Below are 21,210 nucleotides of genomic sequence, written 5' to 3' on the forward strand. Positions count from 1 at the left end.
GAGGACGGGCGTCCTACACGTTTCACAGATATTTCAGACAAGCGTTTGAGACCCTTGCGCATGGCCGAAATCACCTGCAAAACAATGCTTTTACTAACAAAATCAATGACTTGAAAAACCCTGCAAAACGCTAGGTTTTCATGTGCTGCAACAAATTAAATCGAAGAAGTGTGTAACCGATGAGCAGGTAGGGGATCGATTTCCAGTCTTTTCTGGCATAATCGCGCCCCCTTACGACCGGGTCAGAAAACCTTCATGATCGATTTATTCAGCGGACTGGATGCTTGGGTGCTTGTGAGCCTCTTGCTCGCCCTGACGTTTGTCCTCGCCTTCGAGTTCATCAATGGATTTCATGACACCGCTAACGCGGTAGCCACTGTTATCTACACCAAAGCCATGCCGCCCCACCTGGCGGTGTTCTTTTCCGGTGTGTTCAATTTCCTCGGCGTGCTGCTGGGCGGCGTTGGCGTGGCGTATGCCATTGTCCATTTGCTGCCGGTTGAGCTGCTGATCAATGTGAACACCGGCCATGGCCTGGCGATGGTGTTCTCGTTGCTCGCCGCGGCAATCGCCTGGAACCTCGGCACCTGGTACTTCGGTATCCCGGCGTCCAGCTCGCACACCTTGATCGGTTCGATCCTCGGTGTTGGCCTGGCCAATGCCCTGATCAACGACATTCCGTTGGCCGACGGCGTGAACTGGCAGAAAGCGATCGACATCGGCGCCTCGCTGGTGTTCTCGCCAATGGCCGGTTTCCTGATCGCCGCGCTGATCCTGATCGGCCTGAAGTGGTGGCGTCCGCTGTCGAAGATGCACAAGACGCCGGAACAGCGCCGCAAGATTGACGACAAGAAGCACCCACCGTTCTGGAACCGTCTGGTTCTGGTGATCTCGGCCATGGCCGTAAGCTTCGTGCACGGTTCCAACGATGGCCAGAAAGGCATCGGCCTGATCATGCTGGTGCTGATCGGTATCGTCCCGGCGCAGTTCGTTCTTGACCTGAACAGCACCACGTACCAGATCGAACGCACTCGCGATGCGACCCTGCACTTGAGCCAGTTCTACCAGCGCAACGCCGATTCGCTGGGTGAATTCCTGGCCTTGGGCAAAAGCGTGGAAGGCGACCTGCCGGAGAAATTCCGCTGCAATCCGCAGCAGACCGAACCGACCATCAGCGCCCTGCTGCACACGCTTAAAGGCGTAGCGGACTACCATTCGCTGTCGTCCGACAGCCGCATCGAAGTGCGTCGTTACCTGCTCTGCCTGGACGACACCGCGAAGAAGGTTGGCAAACTGCCTGGCCTGGAAGCCCGTGAGAAGGCTGACCTCGACAAGCTGCGCAAAGACCTGACCACCACCACCGAATACGCCCCGTTCTGGGTGATTCTGGCGGTTGCGCTGGCTCTGGGCCTGGGCACCATGGTCGGCTGGAAGCGCGTGGTACTGACCATCGGTGAGAAGATCGGCAAGCAGGGCATGACCTATTCCCAGGGCATGTCGGCGCAGATCACTACTGCCAGTTTGATCGGTATGGCCAATATTTTCAGCCTGCCGGTGTCGACCACTCACGTGCTGTCTTCGGGCGTGGCGGGCACCATGGTCGCCAACAAGAGCGGCCTGCAGGGTGGCACGGTGCGTACCATTCTGTTGGCTTGGGTGTTGACCTTGCCGGCGACTGTGGCGCTATCGGCCGGGTTGTTCTGGCTGGCGTCGAAGGCGCTGGGTAGTTGATCGCTAGCGGCACATGAGAAAGGCGCGATTCGAGAGGATCGCGCCTTTTTTTGTGTTTGGGGTTTGGGATTGGGGGCATATCCGTTGCTGCGGGTGTTGCCGCTGGCGGTTTCGCTCTTACAGCGAGTCCCTTTTTCAAACGCCGGAGTGCCGGCCCAGCAAAAAGGAACCAAAAGGCTTTGCCCCTGGCGTACGGCACTTCGCTGAGGCTCAGTGTTCCCTCGCTACGGTGTCCATCCGGGGGCATCGCCTACGGTTTGCTTCGCTGCACCTCCTCTCGATGTATGCGGCTTCGCCGCACGGCGCTGCGCGCCTACCCCCGGATGAACACCTCCGCTCGGCCTGCCGATGGGGCAAAAGATCAAAAGCCAAAGCCAGAGCAAGATCAAAAGCCAGATCAAGAGCCCCTCACCCTAGCCCTCTCCCGGAGGGAGAGGGGACTGACCGAGGCGTTTGCGAGAGGTACGCCGACGTGCAATATCGCGTTGAACTCAGATTCTGAAACAGATCAAAAGCCCCTCTCCCAGAGGGAGAGGGGACTGACCGAGGTGTTTGGGAGAGCTACGCCGACGTGCAATTCCGCGTTGAACTCAAATTCTGAAAGGCCCACAAATCGGCTCCCTCTCCCTCGGGAGAGGGCTGGGCGGGCGGCGTTCCGATGAGGGGCGAATCCAACACCGAACCAAAGCCGAACACCCGCTCTTCACCACTCAATAGGCCGAGTGTCAGCTCGCCTGCTCTTGATCTTGATCCACGGGCGACGTCGGAAGGCTGAGTGGAGGGATTGATCCGGGCGTGGGAGCGCAGCGACCGTTTGGCGCAGCCAAACACAGCGAGAGGAGGTGCAGCGAAGCAAACCGTAGGCGCTGCGCCCGGATCGATCCCGCAGCGAAGGAACCCCGAGCCCCAGCGAGCGGGCCGCACGTAGGAGCAAGCCTTTTGGGTTACTTTTTCGGCGTCTGGAAAAAGTGACCCGCCGTAAGGGCGGAACCCTAATCAGCAACACCCGAAGCAACGGATATACACCCAAAACCCCAAGAGCATGGTCGGCCCAAAGGCCGCCAAGACACAAAAAAAAAGGGGCAACCGAAGTCGCCCCAAAATGCCTTGCGTGCTCATCAATCCAGAAGAATCACTTCTTGCGCTTATTCGCATCCTTCCAGATAAAAAATCCAAACCCTGCAAAAAACAGAACCATCAGCCCTACAGTCAGGACCCCGGCAAACACCACGTTATCGAAAAACATGACTGGCCTCCTGGCCCCTGCTCTGCTGCGATGGGACTAAGTTACCAAACACACAGGCGCACAAATTGACCGGGATCAATACCAGCAACGAAGGGGGACAAAGGAGGGAAAATAACTGACCTGCATCAACGAACGCAGGGGGAGATCAACGCTTTTTCGGCTTGTTTTTCGACTTTTTCTTGGCTTTTCCCAGCGGCATAGCCTGCTCGAACGCTTGGCGCACCTCGTTCAGGCGCTTCTCTTTAATGTCATGCACACGCTTGGCGCGCTCAGTGCTGAGGTCAATCAGTTTGTCATCTTGGCTCATGGCGTCAGTACATCACTTGAAAGAATCACAACTGCCACATCACCGGCAGGACAGCGCCAATAATGCAGCCTCAGACGCGCGCTGACCAGCCGGCAAGCCTCACGTGGTACAACGACTCAGATCTCGATATCGACCCACAAGCCCTGACGCGGCTGATCTTCCATCAGTGGCACCACCGGCACGGTGTTGTCGGCGTTGAGCTCGGTGCCGGGCACGGCGAGGTGTTCTTCCGGGTCTTCGTCGGCTTCGCGGCGGCGTCGGTCACGCTCCTGCTGACGGCGTTGTTCTTCACGCGCCAGCAGGCGATCCTCTTCCGGATCGCGCTTTTGCAGATCGATCGTGCTTTCGTTGGAGCTTTCCTGCACCGGCACCACCGGAGGAATGTCCGGCCGCTGGCGGATCGGATCCTGCTGGGAAGTGATCGGCACAGCGCTCAGAGGGAGCATCGGTGGCAACATATAAAGGGTCTCCTGTCTGCAGGCTATCGGCTGCGGCAAAGGCGCCTTGAGCCGTCGGTCGCAAACTTGTGACCGGGTTGGCACTGTAGGAGCTGCCGAAGGCTGCGATCTTTTAATGGGACAACACCGATTCCAAGTGTTCCCCAAGATCAAAAGATCGCAGCCTTCGGCAGCTCATACCCCAGTATTCCTTTGGCCTCAGGGTCGCATTCCGTTAAGATAGCCCGCTTTTTCAAGGTGGGAGTCAGGCAGCATGGCGCAGCAGTATCAACCGGGGCAACGCTGGATCAGTGACAGCGAAGCAGAGCTTGGTTTAGGCACCGTTCTGGCACAGGACGGCCGCTTGTTGACCGTGCTTTACCCGGCCACTGGCGAAACCCGCCAGTACGCGCTACGGAATGCGCCCCTGACCCGCGTGCGGTTCTCGCCGGGTGACAGCATCACCCACTTCGAAGGCTGGAAAATGACTGTGCAGCAAGTCGATGACGTCGACGGGCTGATGGTCTATCACGGTCTCAACGGGCAGAACGAAGCCGTCACCCTGCCGGAAACCCAGCTGTCGAACTTCATTCAGTTCCGTCTGGCCAGCGACCGTCTGTTCGCCGGCCAGATCGATCCGCTGGCGTGGTTCTCGCTGCGTTACAACACCCTCGAACACACCAGCCGCCAGTTGCAATCTTCGCTCTGGGGCCTGGGTGGCGTTCGCGCGCAGCCAATCGCGCACCAATTGCATATCGCCCGTGAAGTCGCCGACCGTATCGCTCCGCGCGTTCTGCTGGCGGACGAAGTGGGTCTGGGTAAAACCATCGAAGCCGGTCTGGTGATCCATCGCCAACTGCTCTCGGGCCGCGCCAACCGCGTGCTGATCCTCGTCCCGGAAAACCTCCAGCACCAGTGGCTGGTCGAAATGCGCCGCCGCTTCAACCTGCAAGTTGCGCTGTTCGACGAAGAACGTTTCATCGAAAGCGATGCCACCAACCCGTTCGAAGACACGCAACTGGCGCTGGTGGCGCTGGAGTGGCTGGTCGACGACGAGAAGGCGCAGGACGCACTGTTCGCAGCCGGTTGGGATTTGCTGGTGGTCGACGAAGCCCACCACCTGGTCTGGCACGAAGAGAAAGCCAGCGCGGAATATTCGCTGGTCGAGCAACTCGCCGAAGTCATTCCGGGCGTGCTGCTGCTCACCGCCACCCCGGAACAACTCGGCCAGGACAGCCACTTCGCCCGTCTGCGCCTGCTCGACCCGAACCGTTTCCATGACCTGGCTGCCTTCCGCGCCGAGAGCGACAACTATCGCCCGGTGGCCGAAGCCGTTCAGGAACTGCTCGACAAGGGCCGTCTCTCGGCCAAAGCGCACAAAACCATTCAGGGTTTCCTCGGCAACGAAGGCGAAGCCTTGCTGACCGCTGTCAACGATGGCGACACCGAAGCCAGCGCGCGCCTCGTGCGTGAACTGCTCGATCGCCACGGCACCGGCCGCGTGCTGTTCCGTAATACCCGCGCCGCCGTGCAGGGTTTCCCGGAGCGCAAACTGCACCCGTACCCGCTGCCATGCCCGGACGAATACCTCGAACTGCCGCTGGGCGAACACGCCGAGCTGTACCCGGAAGTCAGCTTCCAGGCCCAGCCGGACGCCAGCGAAGAAGAGCGCTGGTGGAAATTCGACCCGCGCGTCGAATGGCTGATCGATCAGCTGAAAATGCTCAAGCGCACCAAGGTGCTGGTGATCTGCGCCCACGCCGAAACCGCGATGGACCTGGAAGACGCCCTGCGCGTGCGTTCCGGCATCCCGGCCACGGTGTTCCATGAAGGCATGAACATCCTTGAGCGTGACCGCGCCGCCGCCTACTTCGCCGACGAAGAGTTTGGCGCGCAAGTGCTGATCTGCTCGGAAATCGGCAGTGAAGGTCGCAACTTCCAGTTCGCGCACCACCTGGTGCTGTTCGATCTGCCGTCGCACCCGGATTTGCTCGAGCAGCGTATCGGTCGTCTCGACCGGATCGGCCAGAAACACATCATCGAACTGCACGTGCCGTACCTGGAAACCAGCCCGCAAGAGCGCCTGTTCCAGTGGTATCACGAAGCGCTGAACGCGTTCCTCAACACCTGCCCGACCGGCAACGCCTTGCAGCACCAGTTCGGCCCGCGCCTGCTGCCGCTGCTCGAAGAAGCCGACGACAGCGAGTGGCAAGCCCTGATCGACGAAGCGCGCACCGAGCGTGAGCGTCTGGAAGCCGAACTGCACACCGGTCGTGACCGTCTGCTGGAACTCAACTCCGGCGGCGCCGGCGAAGGTGAAGCGCTGGTCGAGGACATCCTCGAGCAAGACGATCAGTTCGCCCTGCCGATCTACATGGAAACCCTGTTCGACGCCTTCGGCATCGACAGCGAGGACCATTCGGAAAACGCCCTGATCCTCAAGCCGAGCGAAAAAATGCTCGACGCCAGTTTCCCGCTGGGCGACGACGAAGGCGTGACCATCACCTACGACCGCAACCAGGCGCTGTCGCGCGAAGACATGCAGTTCATCACCTGGGAACACCCGATGGTGCAGGGCGGCATGGATCTGGTGCTGTCCGGTTCGATGGGCAACACCGCCGTCGCGCTGATCAAGAACAAGGCACTGAAGCCGGGCACCGTACTGCTGGAATTGCTGTATGTCAGCGAAGTGGTCGCGCCGCGCTCGCTGCAACTGGGCCGTTACCTGCCGCCGGCCGCTCTGCGCTGCCTGCTCGATGCCAATGGCAACGACCTGTCGCCACGGGTTTCCTTCGAAACCCTCAACGATCAACTGGAAAGCGTGCCGCGTGCCAGCGCCAACAAGTTCATCCAGGCCCAGCGCGATCAGCTGACGCCACGGATCAACGCCGGTGAAGACAAGATCGCCCCGCGTCACGCCGAGCGCGTGGCCGAGGCCCGCCGCCGTCTGGCCGCCGACACCGACGAAGAACTGGCGCGCCTGACCGCGTTGCAAGCGGTCAACCCGACCGTGCGTGACAGCGAACTGGTGGCGTTGCGTGAACAGCGTGAGCAGGGTCTGGCGATGCTGGATAAAGCGGCGTTGCGTCTGGAAGCGATTCGGGTGTTGGTAGCGGGTTAATCGCCCTGCCCCATCGCTGAAAACAAGAAGGCCCGCAGTGATGCGGGCCTTTTTTGTTTGCCTGTGATTTTTCAGCTGATGCTGATGACCCCTTCGCGAGCAAGCTCGCTCCCACAGTTTGGAATGCGTTCCCATGTGGGAGCGAGCTTGCTCGCGAAGGCAATCATGCCGTCGCCGCTGCAACCTCTGGCTCAACCACAGCAACCAACCCCTCCTTCATCCGCTGCGCATCCCGGACAAAACACCGCGCAGCCAGAAACAGAAACACCATGGTCAAAAACAGCGCCACCGGAATCAGGTACATCGCATCATGCAGCCCGACTGCCTTGAACGCTTCGGTCATCTGCTCCGCCCCAGCCGCCAGCATCGCGGTATGCGCGAAATGATCCGACAAGCCCCCTACCACCACCGGTCCAAGACCGCCGCCCAGCAGATACAACCCGGCGAAGAACAACGCCATCGCCGTCGCTCGCAGGCGCGGTTCGACCACGTCCTGAATCGCCGTATAAACGCAGGTGTAGAAGTTGTAGGCGAACAGCCAGCCGACACTGAACACCGCGACAAACACGCCAATCTCGATCCGCCCGGAATGCAGCGCCCACGCCGTGCACAAGGTCGAGATAATCAGACTGAACGCCGCAAACAGCAGCCGCCCGTTGGCCACACGCTGGTGAATCTTGTCGGCAATCCAGCCGCCCAGGGTCAAGCCGACCAGCCCGGTCACGCCAACGATAACTCCGGTGGCCACCGCCGCTTCCTGCAACGGCATGAGGAAATAGCGTTGCAGCATCGGCACCAGAAACGAGTTACAGGCATAGGTGGCGAAGTTGAAGCACAACCCGGCCATCACCAGCCAGAGAAAGGTCGGCACTGCGAGAATCCGCCGGATCGGCTTGTCGACTTTCTCTTGCGAAACCTGCACGGTTTCCGCCGCCCCGCGCTTCGGCTCTTTAATGAAGAACATGAAAATCGCCAGGATCAGCCCTGGTACTGCGGCAATAAAGAACGGCGCACGCCAGCTGTCGAACGCCTTGACCATCGCCCCGATGGTGAAAAACGCCAGCAACAGCCCTAACGGCAAACCGAGCATGAAAATGCCCATCGCCCGCGCCCGACGATGAGCCGGAAACAAATCACCGATCAGTGAGTTGGCCGCCGGCGCATAACTGGCTTCACCGATGCCGATGCCCATGCGCACGATCAGGAAGCTCCAGAAACTGCCGACCAGGCCGTTGACTGCCGTTAGCGCACTCCACGTTGCCAGGCCCCAGCCCATCAGCTTGCTGCGCGAACCGGTATCGGCCATCCGCCCCAGCGGCAGTCCGGCGATCGCGTAAACAATGGTGAATGCGGTACCGACGATGCCCAGTTGAAAGTCACTGAGGTGCCATTCCATACGGATCGGCTCGATGATGATCGCCGGAATGGTGCGGTCGAAAAAGTTGAACAGGTTGGCGAGGAACAGCAGGAACAGAATGCGCCAGGCATTCGCCGCTTGGGTCGAGTTCTGCATGGGTCCGTCTCTTTATTGTTATAGGGCTTCACTGCCACCGCATCCGAGCCCGGAACCTGCAATCTAGTCAGCCGCGCAATGGCTGTCTGTGATCATTCGTCTGCCTGATATCGGCCCATGGCACTGTAACGAAACGTAAGCCTTTGATAAGTCAGCAATCCCCCGAAAACCGGGGCTTTTGCGGCAAAACCTTGCCACAAAAAAATACTTTCGCGCCCCCCTTCCCAAGTCTGCGGCAAAGCCTAGAATGGCCGCCGGATCCGTCCGGATCTCCCGATCAATCCCTTTGATACCCTCGCCCATGTCTGAAGTCAGTCCGTGTCTGAATTGCGGTGCCTGCTGTTCCCATTTTCGCGTGTCTTTCTTTTGGGGTGAGTGCGCATCTTCCGGCGGCACGGTGCCTGATGAGTTGGTCACACAGATCAGCCCGAGTCGGGTGGCGATGAACGGCACCGACTGCAAATCGCCGCGTTGCACGGCGTTGGTCGGTGAAGTCGGCAGCGAGGTGAAGTGCTCGATTTATGAACTGCGCTCCAGCCCCTGCCGCGAATTCGAGTCGTCATGGGAAAATGGCGAGCAGAATGTCGATTGCGATAAGGCCCGCGCGCGTTTCGGCTTGCCGCCCCTGCAACCCGATTGGGCGCAAATCCCTTTCGAACAGATCGCTTAAGCTTTTAGCGCCAATCGCTATGACGCTAATGCCAAAATCATTAGCGCCAATGTGCCACTACCGCTTGCATGCCGAAATCGGCCTCTATACTCCTGACATTCAACTGCGTTCAACGCGCACTCGGGACGACTTCAGAGACGGGGCATGCTATGGAGTGGCTTGGTTTGCAGTTTGTTGCCGAGCTGCCGGAGAGCGGGCAGGTCATCCTCGATTGCAGTCATAACCCTCTCCTGGTGATGGTTGCGTATCTGGTCGCCTGCGCAGCCAGTTTCGCCACCCTGGATATGACTGAGCGCGTTGTAAATGCCGAAGATCCGGGGTCACGGCGGATCTGGCGCTGGATCGGCGCGACCTGCCTGGCCGGCGGCATCTGGGCCATGCATTTTATCGGCATGCTGGCTTTCCAGACACCGATCGACATTCAGTACGACCTTGGCATCACGCTTTTCTCGTTGCTGATCGCCCTGACCGCCTCTTGGCTGGCCATGCAAACCTTGAGCGAAGCGCAGCCGAGTGCGTTGCATTGCTTGAAAACCGCGTTTGTCATCGGCCTAGGCATCGCCGGCATGCATTACGTTGGCATGGCGGCGATGAAGTCGAGCGCCACCGCCTACTATCAGCCAGGACTGTTCGCACTGTCTGTGGCGATCGCCATCGGCGCCAGTTTCGCCGCGCTGTGGGTGGCCCGCTATCTGAGCGAAGGCAGCGGCGTGGCGCATCAGTTGCTCAAGTATGGCGCTGCGCTGATTCTCGGCGCCGGCATCATCAGCATGCATTTCACCGGCATGGCCGCGCTGGATCTGGTTCTTCCCGAGGGAGGCCTGACAGCGAGCGGCGGCAATAACGGGCATCTGCAACTGGGCCTGACCGTGGCGCTGATCATCCTGCTGATCCTTGGCAGTGCGATCAGTGCGGCGCTGGCCGACAAGAAACTGCAGAACAAAGAAGAGGACCTGCGCCGCGTCAACGCCCTGCTCAGCCAGCTCGATCAGGCGCGCATGTCGCTGCAACAAGCGGCCAACTACGACGCACTGACCAACCTGATCAACCGTCGCGGTTTCAACCAGATCTTCGCCGAGAAACTCAGCCAGAAAACCAGCGAAGGCGGGATGCTCGCGGTGATGTTTCTCGACATCGACCACTTCAAACGGATCAACGACAGCCTCGGCCATGACGCCGGTGACGAACTGCTCAAGGTCATCGCCCAGCACATCAAAGGCTCGGTGCGCAGCCATGAGGACGTGGTCGCGCGTTTCGGCGGCGACGAGTTCTGCATCCTCATCAACCTGCGTGACCGCGAAGAAGCCCGCAACATGGCCCAGCGCATCATGCTCAAGATGAAGGAGCCGATCGAGCTGGCCGGGCGTCGCATGGTGATGACCACCAGCATCGGCATCAGTCTATTTCCGGAGGATGGCACCACCTGCGAGGAACTGCTCAAGCACGCCGACCTGGCGTTGTATCAATCCAAGGGCGCAGGACGTAACGGCCTGCATTTTTTCAGTTCCAACCTCAAGACCCGCGCCAGCTTCGAGCTGCAACTGGAAGAAGAATTGCGCCACGCCTTGCGCGAAGAAAACGGCCTGACGCTGTATTACCAACCAATCTTCGAACTGAAGACCGGCCGCGTCACCAAGCTTGAAGCACTGATCCGCTGGCAGCATCCACTGCACGGGTTGCTGACCCCGGATCGCTTTATCTCCATCGCTGAAAATAACGGTCTGATTGCCGAGCTGGATAATTGGGTGCTGCGCCGGGCCTGCAAGGATCTGGGCGAACTCTCGCGGCATGGCTGCGAAGAACTGAAAATTGCCTGGAACTGCTCACCGCTCAACCTCGCCCGGGAAGAACTGGCCACGGAAATCGAAAGCGCATTACGCACCGCCGGGGTGGCGCCGGGACGGCTGGAACTGGAAGTCACCGAAAACGCGTTGATGGGCAACATTGCCAACACCCTGGTATTGCTGAGACAGATCCGTGCGCTTGGCGTCTCACTGTCGATCGACGACTTCGGCACCGGTTATTCCTCGCTGGCCTACCTCAAACGCCTGCCGCTCAACACTCTGAAAATCGACCGCTCGTTTATCCTCGACATTCCTACGGCGACCGCCGACATGGAGATCGTTCAGGCGATCATCGTCATGGCCCACACCCTGCATTTGCAGGTGGTAACCGAAGGCGTCGAAAGTCTGGAGCAGTACGAATTCCTTGAACGCTCAGGCTGCGATTTCATCCAGGGTTACCTGCTCAGTCGCCCCGTGCCGCTGGACGAGTTGCGCCCGGTGCTGGAAGAAATCAATCAGCGCAAGCATTCACACACGGTCAATCCGCTGATTCTGGCGCGCGGTACATTTGCACCAGTGTCGCTGGATCCTGCGCCAAATAGCCTTGCGCCCCATGCAGGCGCATCAGTTGTGCGGCCAATCCGCTGATCGGCGTCGCCGAACCCTGTTCGCGGGAGAATTTGACGGCGGTGTCGAGATCCTTGAGCAATGTGCGCACGTGCCATTTGATCGGTTCGAAACGGCTGTCAGCCATTTGCGGGGCGAGGATCTGCAGCGGTTTCGAATCGGCAAAACCACCGGCCAGCGCTTCAGCGATCAGGCTCGCATCGACTCCAGCCTGTTCGGCAAGTGCCACCACTTCAGCGATGACCAAAGCATTGCAGGCAACGATCATCTGGTTACAGGCCTTGGTAACCTGCCCTGCGCCAATTCCGCCCATGTGCGTGACGCGCTGACCGAGATTGAGCAACACCGGGCGCACCCGCTCAAGATCCGCAGCGTCACCACCGACCATGATTGCCAGACTGCCCGCCTCGGCACCGACCACGCCGCCGGACACCGGTGAATCCAGCCAGGCCATGCCGGTTTTCTCCGCCAGTTCTGTGGCCATCTCGCGCGTGGCGGTCGGCTCCAGGCTGGAAAAATCCACCAGCAACTGGCCTCTCTTCGCGCCTTCGGCAACACCAACAGGGCCAAAGACCACCTCGCGAACCACCGCCGTGTCGGCCAGACACAGCATCACCACGTCGGCGTGTTCGCACAGTTCAGCGGGGCTCGCTACCTGACGCGCGCCGGCCTCGACCAATGGCGCGCACTTGGCCGGGTTGCGGTTCCACACGGTCAGCGGATAACCCGCCGCCAACAGACGCCGGCACATGGGCAGGCCCATCAGACCGATTCCGGCGAACCCCAACGAAGGTAGCGTTGACATCATTTTGCCTCTTTTCGATTAAAGATCGCCGAATAATGGCCGATTCATCAACGATCAGGAAAGGATTCCCCCCAGCGACAGTCAGGCCAAAAACCTGATGCTCGGGCTCAATTCGCGCACAAAGACGCGAGATCTTATTCCGTGAGGTTCGCAGGCAAAAGCCCGCGAGCCAACCCAGTCCAGGTATATGGCGCACAATGACTTCTAAAAACAATCCCGCCACTGCGGTATCCGATCTGACTTTGAGCCCCGCCGCCAACAGCCCGTCACCGTCGAAGCCATTGCTGCCGTCGCGCCCGCTGTCGACTCAGCAATACCTGTACTTCACCGAAACCAATACCGACCGTATCCTCGACAATCTCGACGGTTTGCGTGATCTGGTGTTCCCGCGCCCGCCGCACCTGGAAGGCGATAACGAACAGCACAACGACCAGGAATTCCCGTCGGTGTGCCTGATCGGCCTCGGTCGCTGCGGCTCGAACATCGCCCTTGATGTCGCGGAGCTGGTGTACAACGCGCGCAAGTTTTACCTCAACGAATTCAACAACGAAGACCGTGCGGCGGATCGCCGACTGGCCGACAAGGGTTACAGCCCGGCGCAGTGGATCAAGAACAACCTGCGCATCGGCCCGAACAAATCGACCAAACCGGTGTTCCTGGTCGAACCGCTGGTGATGCTCGGCGACCTCGACAAGGACATCGCCGGGCGCATCCGTTTCTCGCGCAAAGGCGAGAAAAGCGGCTTCCTGCGCGACTACAGCAAAATGAAGATCATGGACTTGTCCGAAGTCCACGCCGGTGGCGCCGGTAACGCGCCGATCCTCGGCCAGTATCTGGCGAAGATCATCCTCAACAAGGACACCCAGCGCTTCTCCAGCCCTGACTGGAAAATGATCCATTCGTACCTGATCGACAGCTGCGGCATCAAGGCCAACCAGTCGCGCCTGTATTTCTCGATCTTCAGTGCCGGCGGCGGTACCGGTTCCGGCATGGCCTCGGAATTCGGCCTGGCGCAGCAGCACTCGTACATGAACAAGACGTTCGACACCAAGCCGATGGATGAACATGACGGCAAGAGCGGGCATTCGTTCGTGTTCGAACCGATCTTCACCAGCGGCATCTGCGTGCTGCCGAACATTTCCGATCACCGCAGCGAAATGTCCGAGGCGCTGCACATCAACGCCGGTCGCCTGCTGTGCAAATACCTTTCGGAAGAATGGGATTTCTCCTACAACTTCGCCAATGAAGACAGCAGCGAAGCCAGCGTCATGGGCCGTATCCGCCCTTGGAACGCGATGATGCTGATCTCCAACGACATCATGCGTTACGCCGAAGAAAGCGATGACGGCAACATCCAGAACATTGATGTCAATGCGATGGAGAAGCACGCCAACCAGTACATCTCGCAGCAGATTTTCAACATTCTGACGGCGCAGGCGGTAACGACTGACTACGATCAGAACTATTTCCGCCGCGCCGGCATCGACATCGGTGAGACCATTCGCCTAGATGCCAACGACCTGTTCATGAGTCTGGCCGGCCCGGTGGCGATTGCCTACGCCGAATCGGTGGTGCCGGAAACCCCGCCGCCGAGCAGCGACAAGTTCAAGGTGTTCGACAAAGAGCCGCAGCGCCTGAACATCGACGACCTGTTCTTCCGCTCGATCGACCTGCCGCACTTCAACAAAGTGACCCAGGCGATTGAAGGCATCAGCCTGTTGCCGATCGAGTCCAAGCGTTATCGCGCTTCGCTGGAGCAGTACAAGAATTCCGGCTACGACGCCGCCGCCCTGCACGACCTGCACTTCTTCAAGAACTGCTCGTCGGTGGTCTCGATTGTCTCGTTGCCGAAAGACTACAAGCTGTCGTACATGGACCTGAACCGGTTGAAGACCCACCTCAACAGCCTGTTCCCGAATACCACGCTCAAGCGTTACGCACTGGTGATCGGCGCCTCGGCCAACCTGTCGCTGACCACCCTGATCGCCAAGAGCCCGTGCCTGTCGGATGACTTCCTTACATTGATCGTCGCGTTCATCAAACGCTGCTTCGCGAAGAACCCGTACCGTTTCGACGAGACCCTGGACAACTCGATCCTCGATTTCATCATCAACGAGGAGTTCGACGAAGACCGCATCGACGACCTGCTCAACGAGTTCGAGAATCCGGCGAAGATCCTCGATACCAACTGGTACGCGATCAAACCGATGTACGAGAAGAAGTACCGCGAGCTGATCAACGACAAAGAGAAGTTTGTCTCGATCAACGACATTCGTTTGTCGCGTGATTGCGTGAAGAAGTCGATCAAGTACCTGCGCGAGATTTACCGTCACCGGATTGGCAAGACCAAGGTTATTTCTCTCAATAACCATACCGGCAAGTCGTTCTCGGTCTGACGCTAGACCGAGTCGCGGCAATCGCGAGCAGGCTCACTCCTACAATTGGAATGCATTCCCTGTAGGAGTGAGCCTGCTCGCGATGAGGCCTTTTCAGACGACAGAAATCTCAAATCCAATATCCAGAAACAATTAAGCAGCCGTTAGGCTGCTTACTAAACTGTTCCCGTTACGTTTACGTCACCGTGAGGCCACCCGCGCTTGTGGTGTTTCTCTACGGCAACGTGCCATCACGCTACTCCGCTACACACTTTTCGCTGACGACAGGTCGCACCATCAAGGTGCAACGTCAGAAGCGACTGCCCTTTCCTGGATCAGAATCCACGGCGAAACCACCACCGCCCACAACTGTGGATCGCGTTCGAAAAGATCCAGCGCCCGCGTTTCAGAGAGCTTGGCGACTTTGTCTGCGGCCAGCCAGGCGGCCACTTTCTCGCCCTCATCCGAAGCCACGGCCTCGGCCGCCGCGATCAAATCCAGGTCAGGGTCGACCCACAATAGGGCACCCTTGGCAAAGAACGGCTCCAACTCTTTCCAGGTAATAGATGCGGTTTCACCAAGCAGCTTGGCATAGAGGGTGCTAGGTTCTTGATTCATGGGTGCTGTCCGGAAAAGAAATCGACGCGAATAATAACGTCGGTGGTCCGTCAGCAAAACCCGGTTGCAAATGGCTGCACCGAACGAAAAGAGCAGGAACGCCAAGGAATGCTGCTGATTGGGCTATATGCCCACGAACGCCCCGCCGCAATTCTGTCTTTTTCATTCAAAAATGCGACACCCCGAAGTTTTGCCCCTCGGCGCCCGCTTCCCAGGCTGACAACCGGCGCTCTACACTGTACCGGTACAGTTGCCGGGGGCATTTCCGGAGGGTATCGCAAAGATATCTGACCCGGTTCTGCTGCTACGGCGCCAGAACTCAAAAAAATTACAACAGTAAGAGTGGAGCACTATGACTAAGGCTACTAAGCAGATTTCCAAACTGTTTGCCGCTATGGTTCTGGCCGGGGTTGCCAGCCATTCGTTCGCAGCTGACACCATCAAAATCGGGATCGCCGGTCCTAAAACCGGTCCAGTAGCCCAGTACGGCGACATGCAGTTCAGTGGCGCAAAAATGGCCATCGAGCAAATCAACGCCAAGGGCGGCGTCGACGGCAAGAAACTCGAAGCCGTTGAATACGACGATGCCTGCGATCCAAAACAAGCGGTAGCGGTCGCGAACAAGGTCGTCAACGACGGCGTCAAGTTCGTCGTCGGTCACCTGTGCTCCAGCTCCACTCAACCGGCTTCGGACATTTACGAAGACGAAGGCGTGATCATGATCACACCGGCTGCCACCAGCCCGGACATCACTGCCCGTGGTTACAAAATGGTCTTCCGTACCATCGGTCTGGATAGCGCCCAGGGCCCTGCCGCCGGTAACTACATTGCCGATCACGTCAAACCGAAAATCGTCGGCGTCCTGCACGACAAGCAGCAGTACGGTGAAGGCATCGCCACCGCGGTCAAGTCGACTCTCGAGAAGAAAGGCACCAAGGTTGCCGTGTTCGAAGGCGTCAACGCCGGCGACAAAGACTTCTCGGCGATCATCGCCAAGCTCAAGCAAGCCAACGTCGACTTCGTTTACTACGGCGGCTACCACCCAGAGCTGGGCCTGATCCTGCGTCAAGCCCAGGAAAAAGGCCTGAAAGCCAAGTTCATGGGTCCGGAAGGCGTGGGTAACGACTCGATCACTCAGATCGCCAAGGAAGCGTCCGAAGGCCTGCTGGTGACCCTGCCGAAATCCTTCGACCAGGATCCAGCCAACATCGCCCTGGCCGATGCCTTCAAAGCGAAGAAAGAAGATCCAAGCGGTCCGTTCGTGTTCCCGTCCTACTCGGCGGTTGAAGTGATTGCCGAAGGCATCAAGGCAGCCAAGTCCGAAGACGCGGCCAAAGTGGCTGAAGCCATCCACGCCGGGACCTTCAAGACCCCGACTGGTGACCTGAGCTTCGACGCCAAGGGCGACCTCAAAGACTTCAAATTCGTGGTCTACGAGTGGCACAACGGCAAGCCGAAAACCGAAGTGTCGCCTCAGTAAGGCGCTGCCTGACTGACTGCCAATAAAGCCCACGGCGTGCCGTGGGCTTTGTTTTACGAATGTATTGGGCCGCGCTGGCGTGATCCGCCAGTCTCCCCACCTGAAAATCTCAAAACCGTCATCAGCGGTTCGCTGGCAAAACCCGGATTCGAAGTGGATAAAGATCCACGGGGCCGGGCGGGAAAATGACTCCACCAGTGAAATGCGTATCAGGTTTTTAGGAGCGCTGTAATGCCTGACATCTATCACTTCTTCCAACAGCTGGTTAACGGCCTGAACGTTGGCAGCATGTATGCCCTGATCGCCATCGGCTACACGATGGTTTACGGCATCATTGGAATGATCAACTTCGCCCACGGCGAGGTGTACATGATCGGTTCCTACGTGGCGTTCATCGCCATCGCCGGGCTGACCATGATGGGACTCGACAGTGTCCCGCTGTTGATGACCGCAGCGTTTATCGCCAGCATCGTCGTCACCAGTTCCTACGGTTACAGCATCGAACGCATTGCCTACCGCCCGTTGCGCGGCAGCAACCGTCTGATCCCGCTGATTTCCGCGATCGGTATGTCGATCTTCCTGCAGAACACAGTTCTGCTGGCGCAAGACTCCAAGGACAAAGCTATCCCCAACCTGATTCCGGGCAACATTGCCTTCGGCCCAGGTGGCGCACAAGAAGTGCTGATTTCCTACATGCAGATCGTGGTGTTCGTGGTGACCCTGATCGCCATGCTCGGCCTGACGCTGTTCATCTCCCGCTCTCGCCTGGGTCGCGCCTGCCGCGCCTGCGCCGAAGACATCAAGATGGCCAACCTGCTCGGCATCAACACCAACAACATCATCGCCCTGACCTTCGTCATCGGTGCCGCGCTGGCAGCCGTTGCGGCTGTGCTGCTGAGCATGCAGTACGGCGTAATCAACCCGAACGCCGGTTTCCTCGTCGGCCTCAAAGCCTTCACCGCAGCGGTACTGGGCGGTATCGGCAGCATCCCAGGCGCCATGCTCGGCGGGCTGGTGCTTGGGGTGGCGGAAGCCTTTGGTGCCGATATCTTCGGCGACCAGTACAAGGACGTCGTGGCTTTCGGCTTGTTGGTTCTGGTGCTGTTGTTCCGTCCGACCGGCATTCTGGGCCGTCCGGAGGTTGAGAAAGTATGACTAGGAATCTTAAACAGGCACTGTTCAGTGCCTTGCTGGTGTGGGCTGTGGCCTACCCGGTACTCGGTTTGAAACTGACTATCGTCGGCATCAACCTGGAAGTGCACAACACCAGCTCGACCGTGCTGGCGACCATCGCCATCTGTTCGGTACTGATGTTCCTGCGCGTGCTGTTCAACCAGCAGATCAGCAAAGCCTGGCGCGCGTCGCCGGGCCTGCCGCTGATTCCGGCCAAGGCGAGTAACTTCCTCACTCTGCCAACCACCCAGCGTTATTTCATCATTGCGCTGATCCTGGTGGCGCTGGTGTGGCCGTTCTTCGGCTCCCGTGGCGCGGTGGACATCGCGACGCTGATCCTGATCTACGTGATGCTTGGCCTAGGCCTGAACATCGTCGTCGGTCTGGCCGGTCTGCTTGACCTCGGTTACGTCGGCTTCTACGCCGTCGGCGCCTACAGCTACGCGCTGCTGTCGCACTACTACGGCCTGAGCTTCTGGATCTGCCTGCCGATTGCCGGCCTGATGGCGGCGACGTTCGGCTTCCTGCTGGGCTTCCCGGTGCTGCGTTTGCGCGGCGACTATCTGGCGATCGTGACCCTCGGTTTCGGCGAGATCATCCGTCTGTTCCTGCGTAACCTGACCGACATCACCGGTGGCCCGAACGGCATCAGCAATATCGAGAAACCGACGTTCTTCGGCCTGACCTTCGAGCGTAAAGCGGCGGAAGGCATGCAAACCTTCCACGAGTATTTCGGCCTGCAATACAACTCGATCAACAAGGTGATTTTCCTCTACCTGGTTGCGCTGTTGCTGGCGCTGGCGGCACTGTTCGTCATCAACCGTCTGCTGCGCATGCCGATCGGCCGTGCGTGGGAAGCGCTGCGTGAAGATGAAATCGCTTGCCGGGCGCTGGGTCTGAATCCAACGATCATCAAGCTCTCCGCGTTCACTCTCGGCGCTGCATTCGCCGGTTTCGCCGGTAGCTTCTTCGCTGCGCGTCAGGGTCTGGTGACCCCGGAGTCGTTCACCTTCATCGAGTCGGCGATCATCCTCGCCATCGTCGTGCTGGGTGGCATGGGCTCGCAACTGGGCGTGATTCTCGCGGCCGTGGTGATGATCCTGTTGCCGGAAATGATGCGTGAGTTCAGCGAGTACCGCATGTTGATGTTCGGTGCCCTGATGGTGTTGATGATGATCTGGCGTCCACAAGGTCTGCTGCCGATGCAACGCCCACACATGGAGTTGCGCAAATGAGCCGCGAGATCCTTAAAGTCGAAAACCTGAGCATGCGCTTCGGCGGCTTGCTGGCGGTCAACGGTGTGGCCCTGACCGTCAAAGAGAAACAGGTGGTTGCATTGATCGGGCCGAACGGCGCGGGCAAGACCACTGTGTTCAACTGCCTGACTGGTTTCTATCAGCCCACCGGCGGCAGCATCCTTTTGGACGGCGAGCCGATTCAGGGCCTGCCGGGCCACAAGATCGCCCTCAAAGGCGTGGTGCGCACCTTCCAGAACGTGCGTTTGTTCAAGGACATGACGGCGGTCGAGAACCTGTTGATCGCCCAGCACCGTCACCTGAACACCAACTTCCTGGCCGGTCTGTTCAAGACCCCGGCGTTCCGCAAAAGCGAGCGCGAGGCCATGGAGTTTGCCGAGTACTGGCTGGAAAAGGTCAACCTCAAAGAGTTCGCCAACCGTACCGCCGGCACCCTGGCCTACGGTCAGCAACGGCGTCTGGAAATCGCCCGCTGCATGATGACCCGTCCACGGATCCTCATGCTCGACGAACCGGCCGCCGGTCTGAACCCGAAGGAAACCGAAGACCTCAAGGCGCTGATCAGCGTGCTGCGCGAAGAGCACAACGTCACCGTGCTGCTGATCGAACACGACATGAAACTGGTCATGAGCATTTCCGACCACATCGTCGTGATCAACCAGGGCACGCCTCTGGCCGACGGCACACCGGAACAGATCCGCGACAATCCTGAAGTGATCAAAGCCTACCTGGGGGAAGCGTAAATGCTGCAGTTCGAAAACGTTTCCACCTTCTACGGCAAGATCCAGGCCCTGCACAGCGTCAACGTCGAAGTCCGTCAGGGCGAGATCGTGACCCTGATCGGTGCCAACGGTGCCGGCAAGTCCACGCTGCTGATGACGCTCTGCGGTTCACCGCAAGCGCACAGCGGCAGCATCCGTTACATGGGTGAGGAACTGGTCGGCCAGGACTCGTCGCAGATCATGCGCAAAAGCATCGCCGTGGTGCCGGAAGGTCGTCGGGTATTCGCCCGTCTGACCGTTGAAGAAAACCTCTCCATGGGCGGCTTCTTCACCGACAAGGGCGACTATCAGGAACAAATGGACAAGGTGCTCGGCCTGTTCCCGCGCCTGAAAGAACGCTTTAACCAGCGCGGCGGCACCATGTCCGGCGGCGAACAGCAAATGCTCGCCATCGGCCGCGCGCTGATGAGCAAGCCCAAACTGTTGCTGCTCGACGAGCCGTCGCTGGGCCTGGCACCGATCATCATCCAGCAGATTTTCGACATCATCGAAATGCTGCGCAAGGACGGTGTGACGGTGTTCCTGGTTGAGCAGAACGCCAACCAGGCGCTGAAAATCGCTGACCGCGCGTACGTTCTGGAGAACGGCCGTGTGGTCATGCAAGGCACCGGTGAAGCGCTGCTGACCGACCCGAAAGTACGCGAGGCGTATCTCGGCGGTTGATACATGTCGCCAAACAGAAAAACGGCCTTCGGGCCGTTTTTTTGTGCCTGCACGATTTTCAGATTCTCCAAAAATCCCTTGTAGGAGTGAGCCTGCTCGCGATGGCGTCGTGTCATTCAACATCGCCAGTATCTGACATGACGCCATCGCGAGCAGGCTCACGCCTAAAGGATTCTGCGTTTTTCCAAAAAGATTTTGAGCGGGCTGTAACGCAACGCCACCTCGTTTCTCTAGAGGGACAAGCAAGCGCAATCGCGCTTGTAAAAACCCTGAACAAGACTGGAGAAACATCATGACTGCTACCACTCGCACCCTGTCCGCCACTGCCCTGGTCCTGGCCCTCGGTTCTGCCCTGAGCATGGCTGCTGTATCGACCGTCCACGCCGCTGACGCCGACATGGAAAAATGCTTCGGCGTGGCCATGAAAGGTCACAACGATTGCGCCGCAGGCGCAGGCACCACTTGTGCCGGCACGTCGAAAATGGACTACCAGGCCAACGCCTGGAAACTGGTTCCGAAAGGCACTTGCGCCACCACCGAGAGCAAGACCTCGCCGACCGGTTTCGGTCAGATGGAAGCCTTCAAAGCCAAGTCCTGATCCGCGAACTGCCTGAGTGACGAT

The 21,210-nt window shown here is 59.0% G+C and carries 17 protein-coding genes; 11 read left to right on the top strand and 6 right to left on the bottom strand.

Annotated features, from left to right (window positions below):
* The first annotated feature begins 255 nt into the window (after nucleotides 1–255).
* Nucleotides 256–1,731 (top strand): inorganic phosphate transporter, encoded by a 1,476-nt coding sequence (locus tag H8F23_RS06620; protein ID WP_064119763.1) that lies wholly within the window; start codon nucleotides 256–258, stop codon nucleotides 1,729–1,731.
* A 1,132-nt stretch (nucleotides 1,732–2,863) separates the two neighbouring features.
* On the opposite strand, the gene ccoM is transcribed toward H8F23_RS06620, so the two are convergent.
* The 3 genes from ccoM to H8F23_RS06630 all read right to left on the bottom strand — a co-directional run bounded on the left by ccoM (nucleotide 2,864) and on the right by H8F23_RS06630 (nucleotide 3,742).
* A complete protein-coding gene (gene ccoM, locus H8F23_RS29120; protein ID WP_003222396.1) occupies nucleotides 2,864–2,977 on the bottom strand; it encodes a cytochrome c oxidase subunit CcoM in 114 nt (37 codons plus the stop codon).
* A 145-nt stretch (nucleotides 2,978–3,122) separates the two neighbouring features.
* Nucleotides 3,123–3,284 (bottom strand): hypothetical protein, encoded by a 162-nt coding sequence (locus H8F23_RS06625; protein WP_007918490.1) that lies wholly within the window; start codon nucleotides 3,282–3,284, stop codon nucleotides 3,123–3,125.
* A gap of 116 nt (nucleotides 3,285–3,400) precedes the next feature.
* Nucleotides 3,401–3,742, bottom strand: coding sequence for a hypothetical protein (locus tag H8F23_RS06630; protein WP_003222394.1), 342 nt, complete (start codon nucleotides 3,740–3,742; stop codon nucleotides 3,401–3,403).
* 253 nt (nucleotides 3,743–3,995) lie between these two features.
* Between H8F23_RS06630 and rapA the strand changes: the two genes are divergently transcribed.
* On the top strand, nucleotides 3,996–6,842 hold the full coding sequence (rapA, locus tag H8F23_RS06635) for an RNA polymerase-associated protein RapA (protein ID WP_194933817.1): 2,847 nt from the start codon (nucleotides 3,996–3,998) through the stop codon (nucleotides 6,840–6,842).
* 163 nt (nucleotides 6,843–7,005) lie between these two features.
* Here the strand turns inward: rapA and H8F23_RS06640 are convergent, their stop codons facing one another.
* Complete coding sequence (locus H8F23_RS06640) at nucleotides 7,006–8,355, bottom strand: spinster family MFS transporter (protein WP_194933818.1); 1,350 nt, start codon at nucleotides 8,353–8,355, stop codon at nucleotides 7,006–7,008.
* 301 nt (nucleotides 8,356–8,656) lie between these two features.
* Here H8F23_RS06640 and H8F23_RS06645 point away from each other — a divergent pair, with 301 nt between their 5' ends.
* Nucleotides 8,657–9,025, top strand: coding sequence for a YkgJ family cysteine cluster protein (locus tag H8F23_RS06645; RefSeq protein ID WP_034155003.1), 369 nt, complete (start codon nucleotides 8,657–8,659; stop codon nucleotides 9,023–9,025).
* A 149-nt stretch (nucleotides 9,026–9,174) separates the two neighbouring features.
* Nucleotides 9,175–11,457 carry a putative bifunctional diguanylate cyclase/phosphodiesterase gene (locus tag H8F23_RS06650; RefSeq protein ID WP_194933819.1) on the top strand — a complete coding sequence of 761 codons (2,283 nt, stop codon included), beginning with the start codon at nucleotides 9,175–9,177 and terminating at the stop codon, nucleotides 11,455–11,457.
* Here H8F23_RS06650 and H8F23_RS06655 read toward each other — a convergent pair.
* Nucleotides 11,348–12,244, bottom strand: coding sequence for an NAD(P)-dependent oxidoreductase (locus H8F23_RS06655; RefSeq protein ID WP_176471292.1), 897 nt, complete (start codon nucleotides 12,242–12,244; stop codon nucleotides 11,348–11,350). The genes H8F23_RS06650 and H8F23_RS06655 overlap by 110 nt on opposite strands.
* A 194-nt stretch (nucleotides 12,245–12,438) precedes the next feature.
* On the opposite strand from H8F23_RS06655, the gene H8F23_RS06660 reads away from it, so the two are divergent.
* Nucleotides 12,439–14,637, top strand: a complete 2,199-nt coding sequence (locus H8F23_RS06660) for a hypothetical protein (RefSeq protein ID WP_095049146.1) — start codon at nucleotides 12,439–12,441, stop codon at nucleotides 14,635–14,637.
* A 276-nt stretch (nucleotides 14,638–14,913) separates the two neighbouring features.
* On the opposite strand, the gene H8F23_RS06665 is transcribed toward H8F23_RS06660, so the two are convergent.
* Entirely contained in the window at nucleotides 14,914–15,234 is a 321-nt protein-coding gene (locus H8F23_RS06665; protein WP_038358184.1) for a DUF2288 domain-containing protein, read from the bottom strand.
* 352 nt (nucleotides 15,235–15,586) lie between these two features.
* On the opposite strand from H8F23_RS06665, the gene H8F23_RS06670 reads away from it, so the two are divergent.
* The 6 genes from H8F23_RS06670 to H8F23_RS06695 all read left to right on the top strand — a co-directional run bounded on the left by H8F23_RS06670 (nucleotide 15,587) and on the right by H8F23_RS06695 (nucleotide 21,186).
* Nucleotides 15,587–16,714: a branched-chain amino acid ABC transporter substrate-binding protein gene (locus H8F23_RS06670; RefSeq protein ID WP_194933820.1), complete on the top strand. Its 1,128-nt coding sequence runs from the start codon at nucleotides 15,587–15,589 to the stop codon at nucleotides 16,712–16,714.
* A gap of 231 nt (nucleotides 16,715–16,945) precedes the next feature.
* Nucleotides 16,946–17,869 (top strand): high-affinity branched-chain amino acid ABC transporter permease LivH, encoded by a 924-nt coding sequence (livH, locus tag H8F23_RS06675; protein ID WP_007918526.1) that lies wholly within the window; start codon nucleotides 16,946–16,948, stop codon nucleotides 17,867–17,869.
* Complete coding sequence (locus H8F23_RS06680) at nucleotides 17,866–19,122, top strand: high-affinity branched-chain amino acid ABC transporter permease LivM (RefSeq protein WP_194933821.1); 1,257 nt, start codon at nucleotides 17,866–17,868, stop codon at nucleotides 19,120–19,122. Before livH ends, H8F23_RS06680 begins: the two co-directional genes overlap by 4 nt.
* A complete protein-coding gene (gene livG / locus H8F23_RS06685; protein ID WP_077571419.1) occupies nucleotides 19,119–19,886 on the top strand; it encodes a high-affinity branched-chain amino acid ABC transporter ATP-binding protein LivG in 768 nt (255 codons plus the stop codon). The genes H8F23_RS06680 and livG overlap by 4 nt, the downstream gene beginning before the upstream one ends.
* Nucleotides 19,887–20,588: an ABC transporter ATP-binding protein gene (locus H8F23_RS06690; RefSeq protein WP_008082262.1), complete on the top strand. Its 702-nt coding sequence runs from the start codon at nucleotides 19,887–19,889 to the stop codon at nucleotides 20,586–20,588.
* 292 nt (nucleotides 20,589–20,880) lie between these two features.
* Nucleotides 20,881–21,186, top strand: a complete 306-nt coding sequence (locus H8F23_RS06695) for a BufA1 family periplasmic bufferin-type metallophore (protein ID WP_007918537.1) — start codon at nucleotides 20,881–20,883, stop codon at nucleotides 21,184–21,186.
* Nucleotides 21,187–21,210 lie beyond the last annotated feature (24 nt).

The sequence above is a fragment of the Pseudomonas neuropathica genome (assembly GCF_015461835.1).
GTDB lineage: Bacteria > Pseudomonadota > Gammaproteobacteria > Pseudomonadales > Pseudomonadaceae > Aquipseudomonas > Aquipseudomonas neuropathica.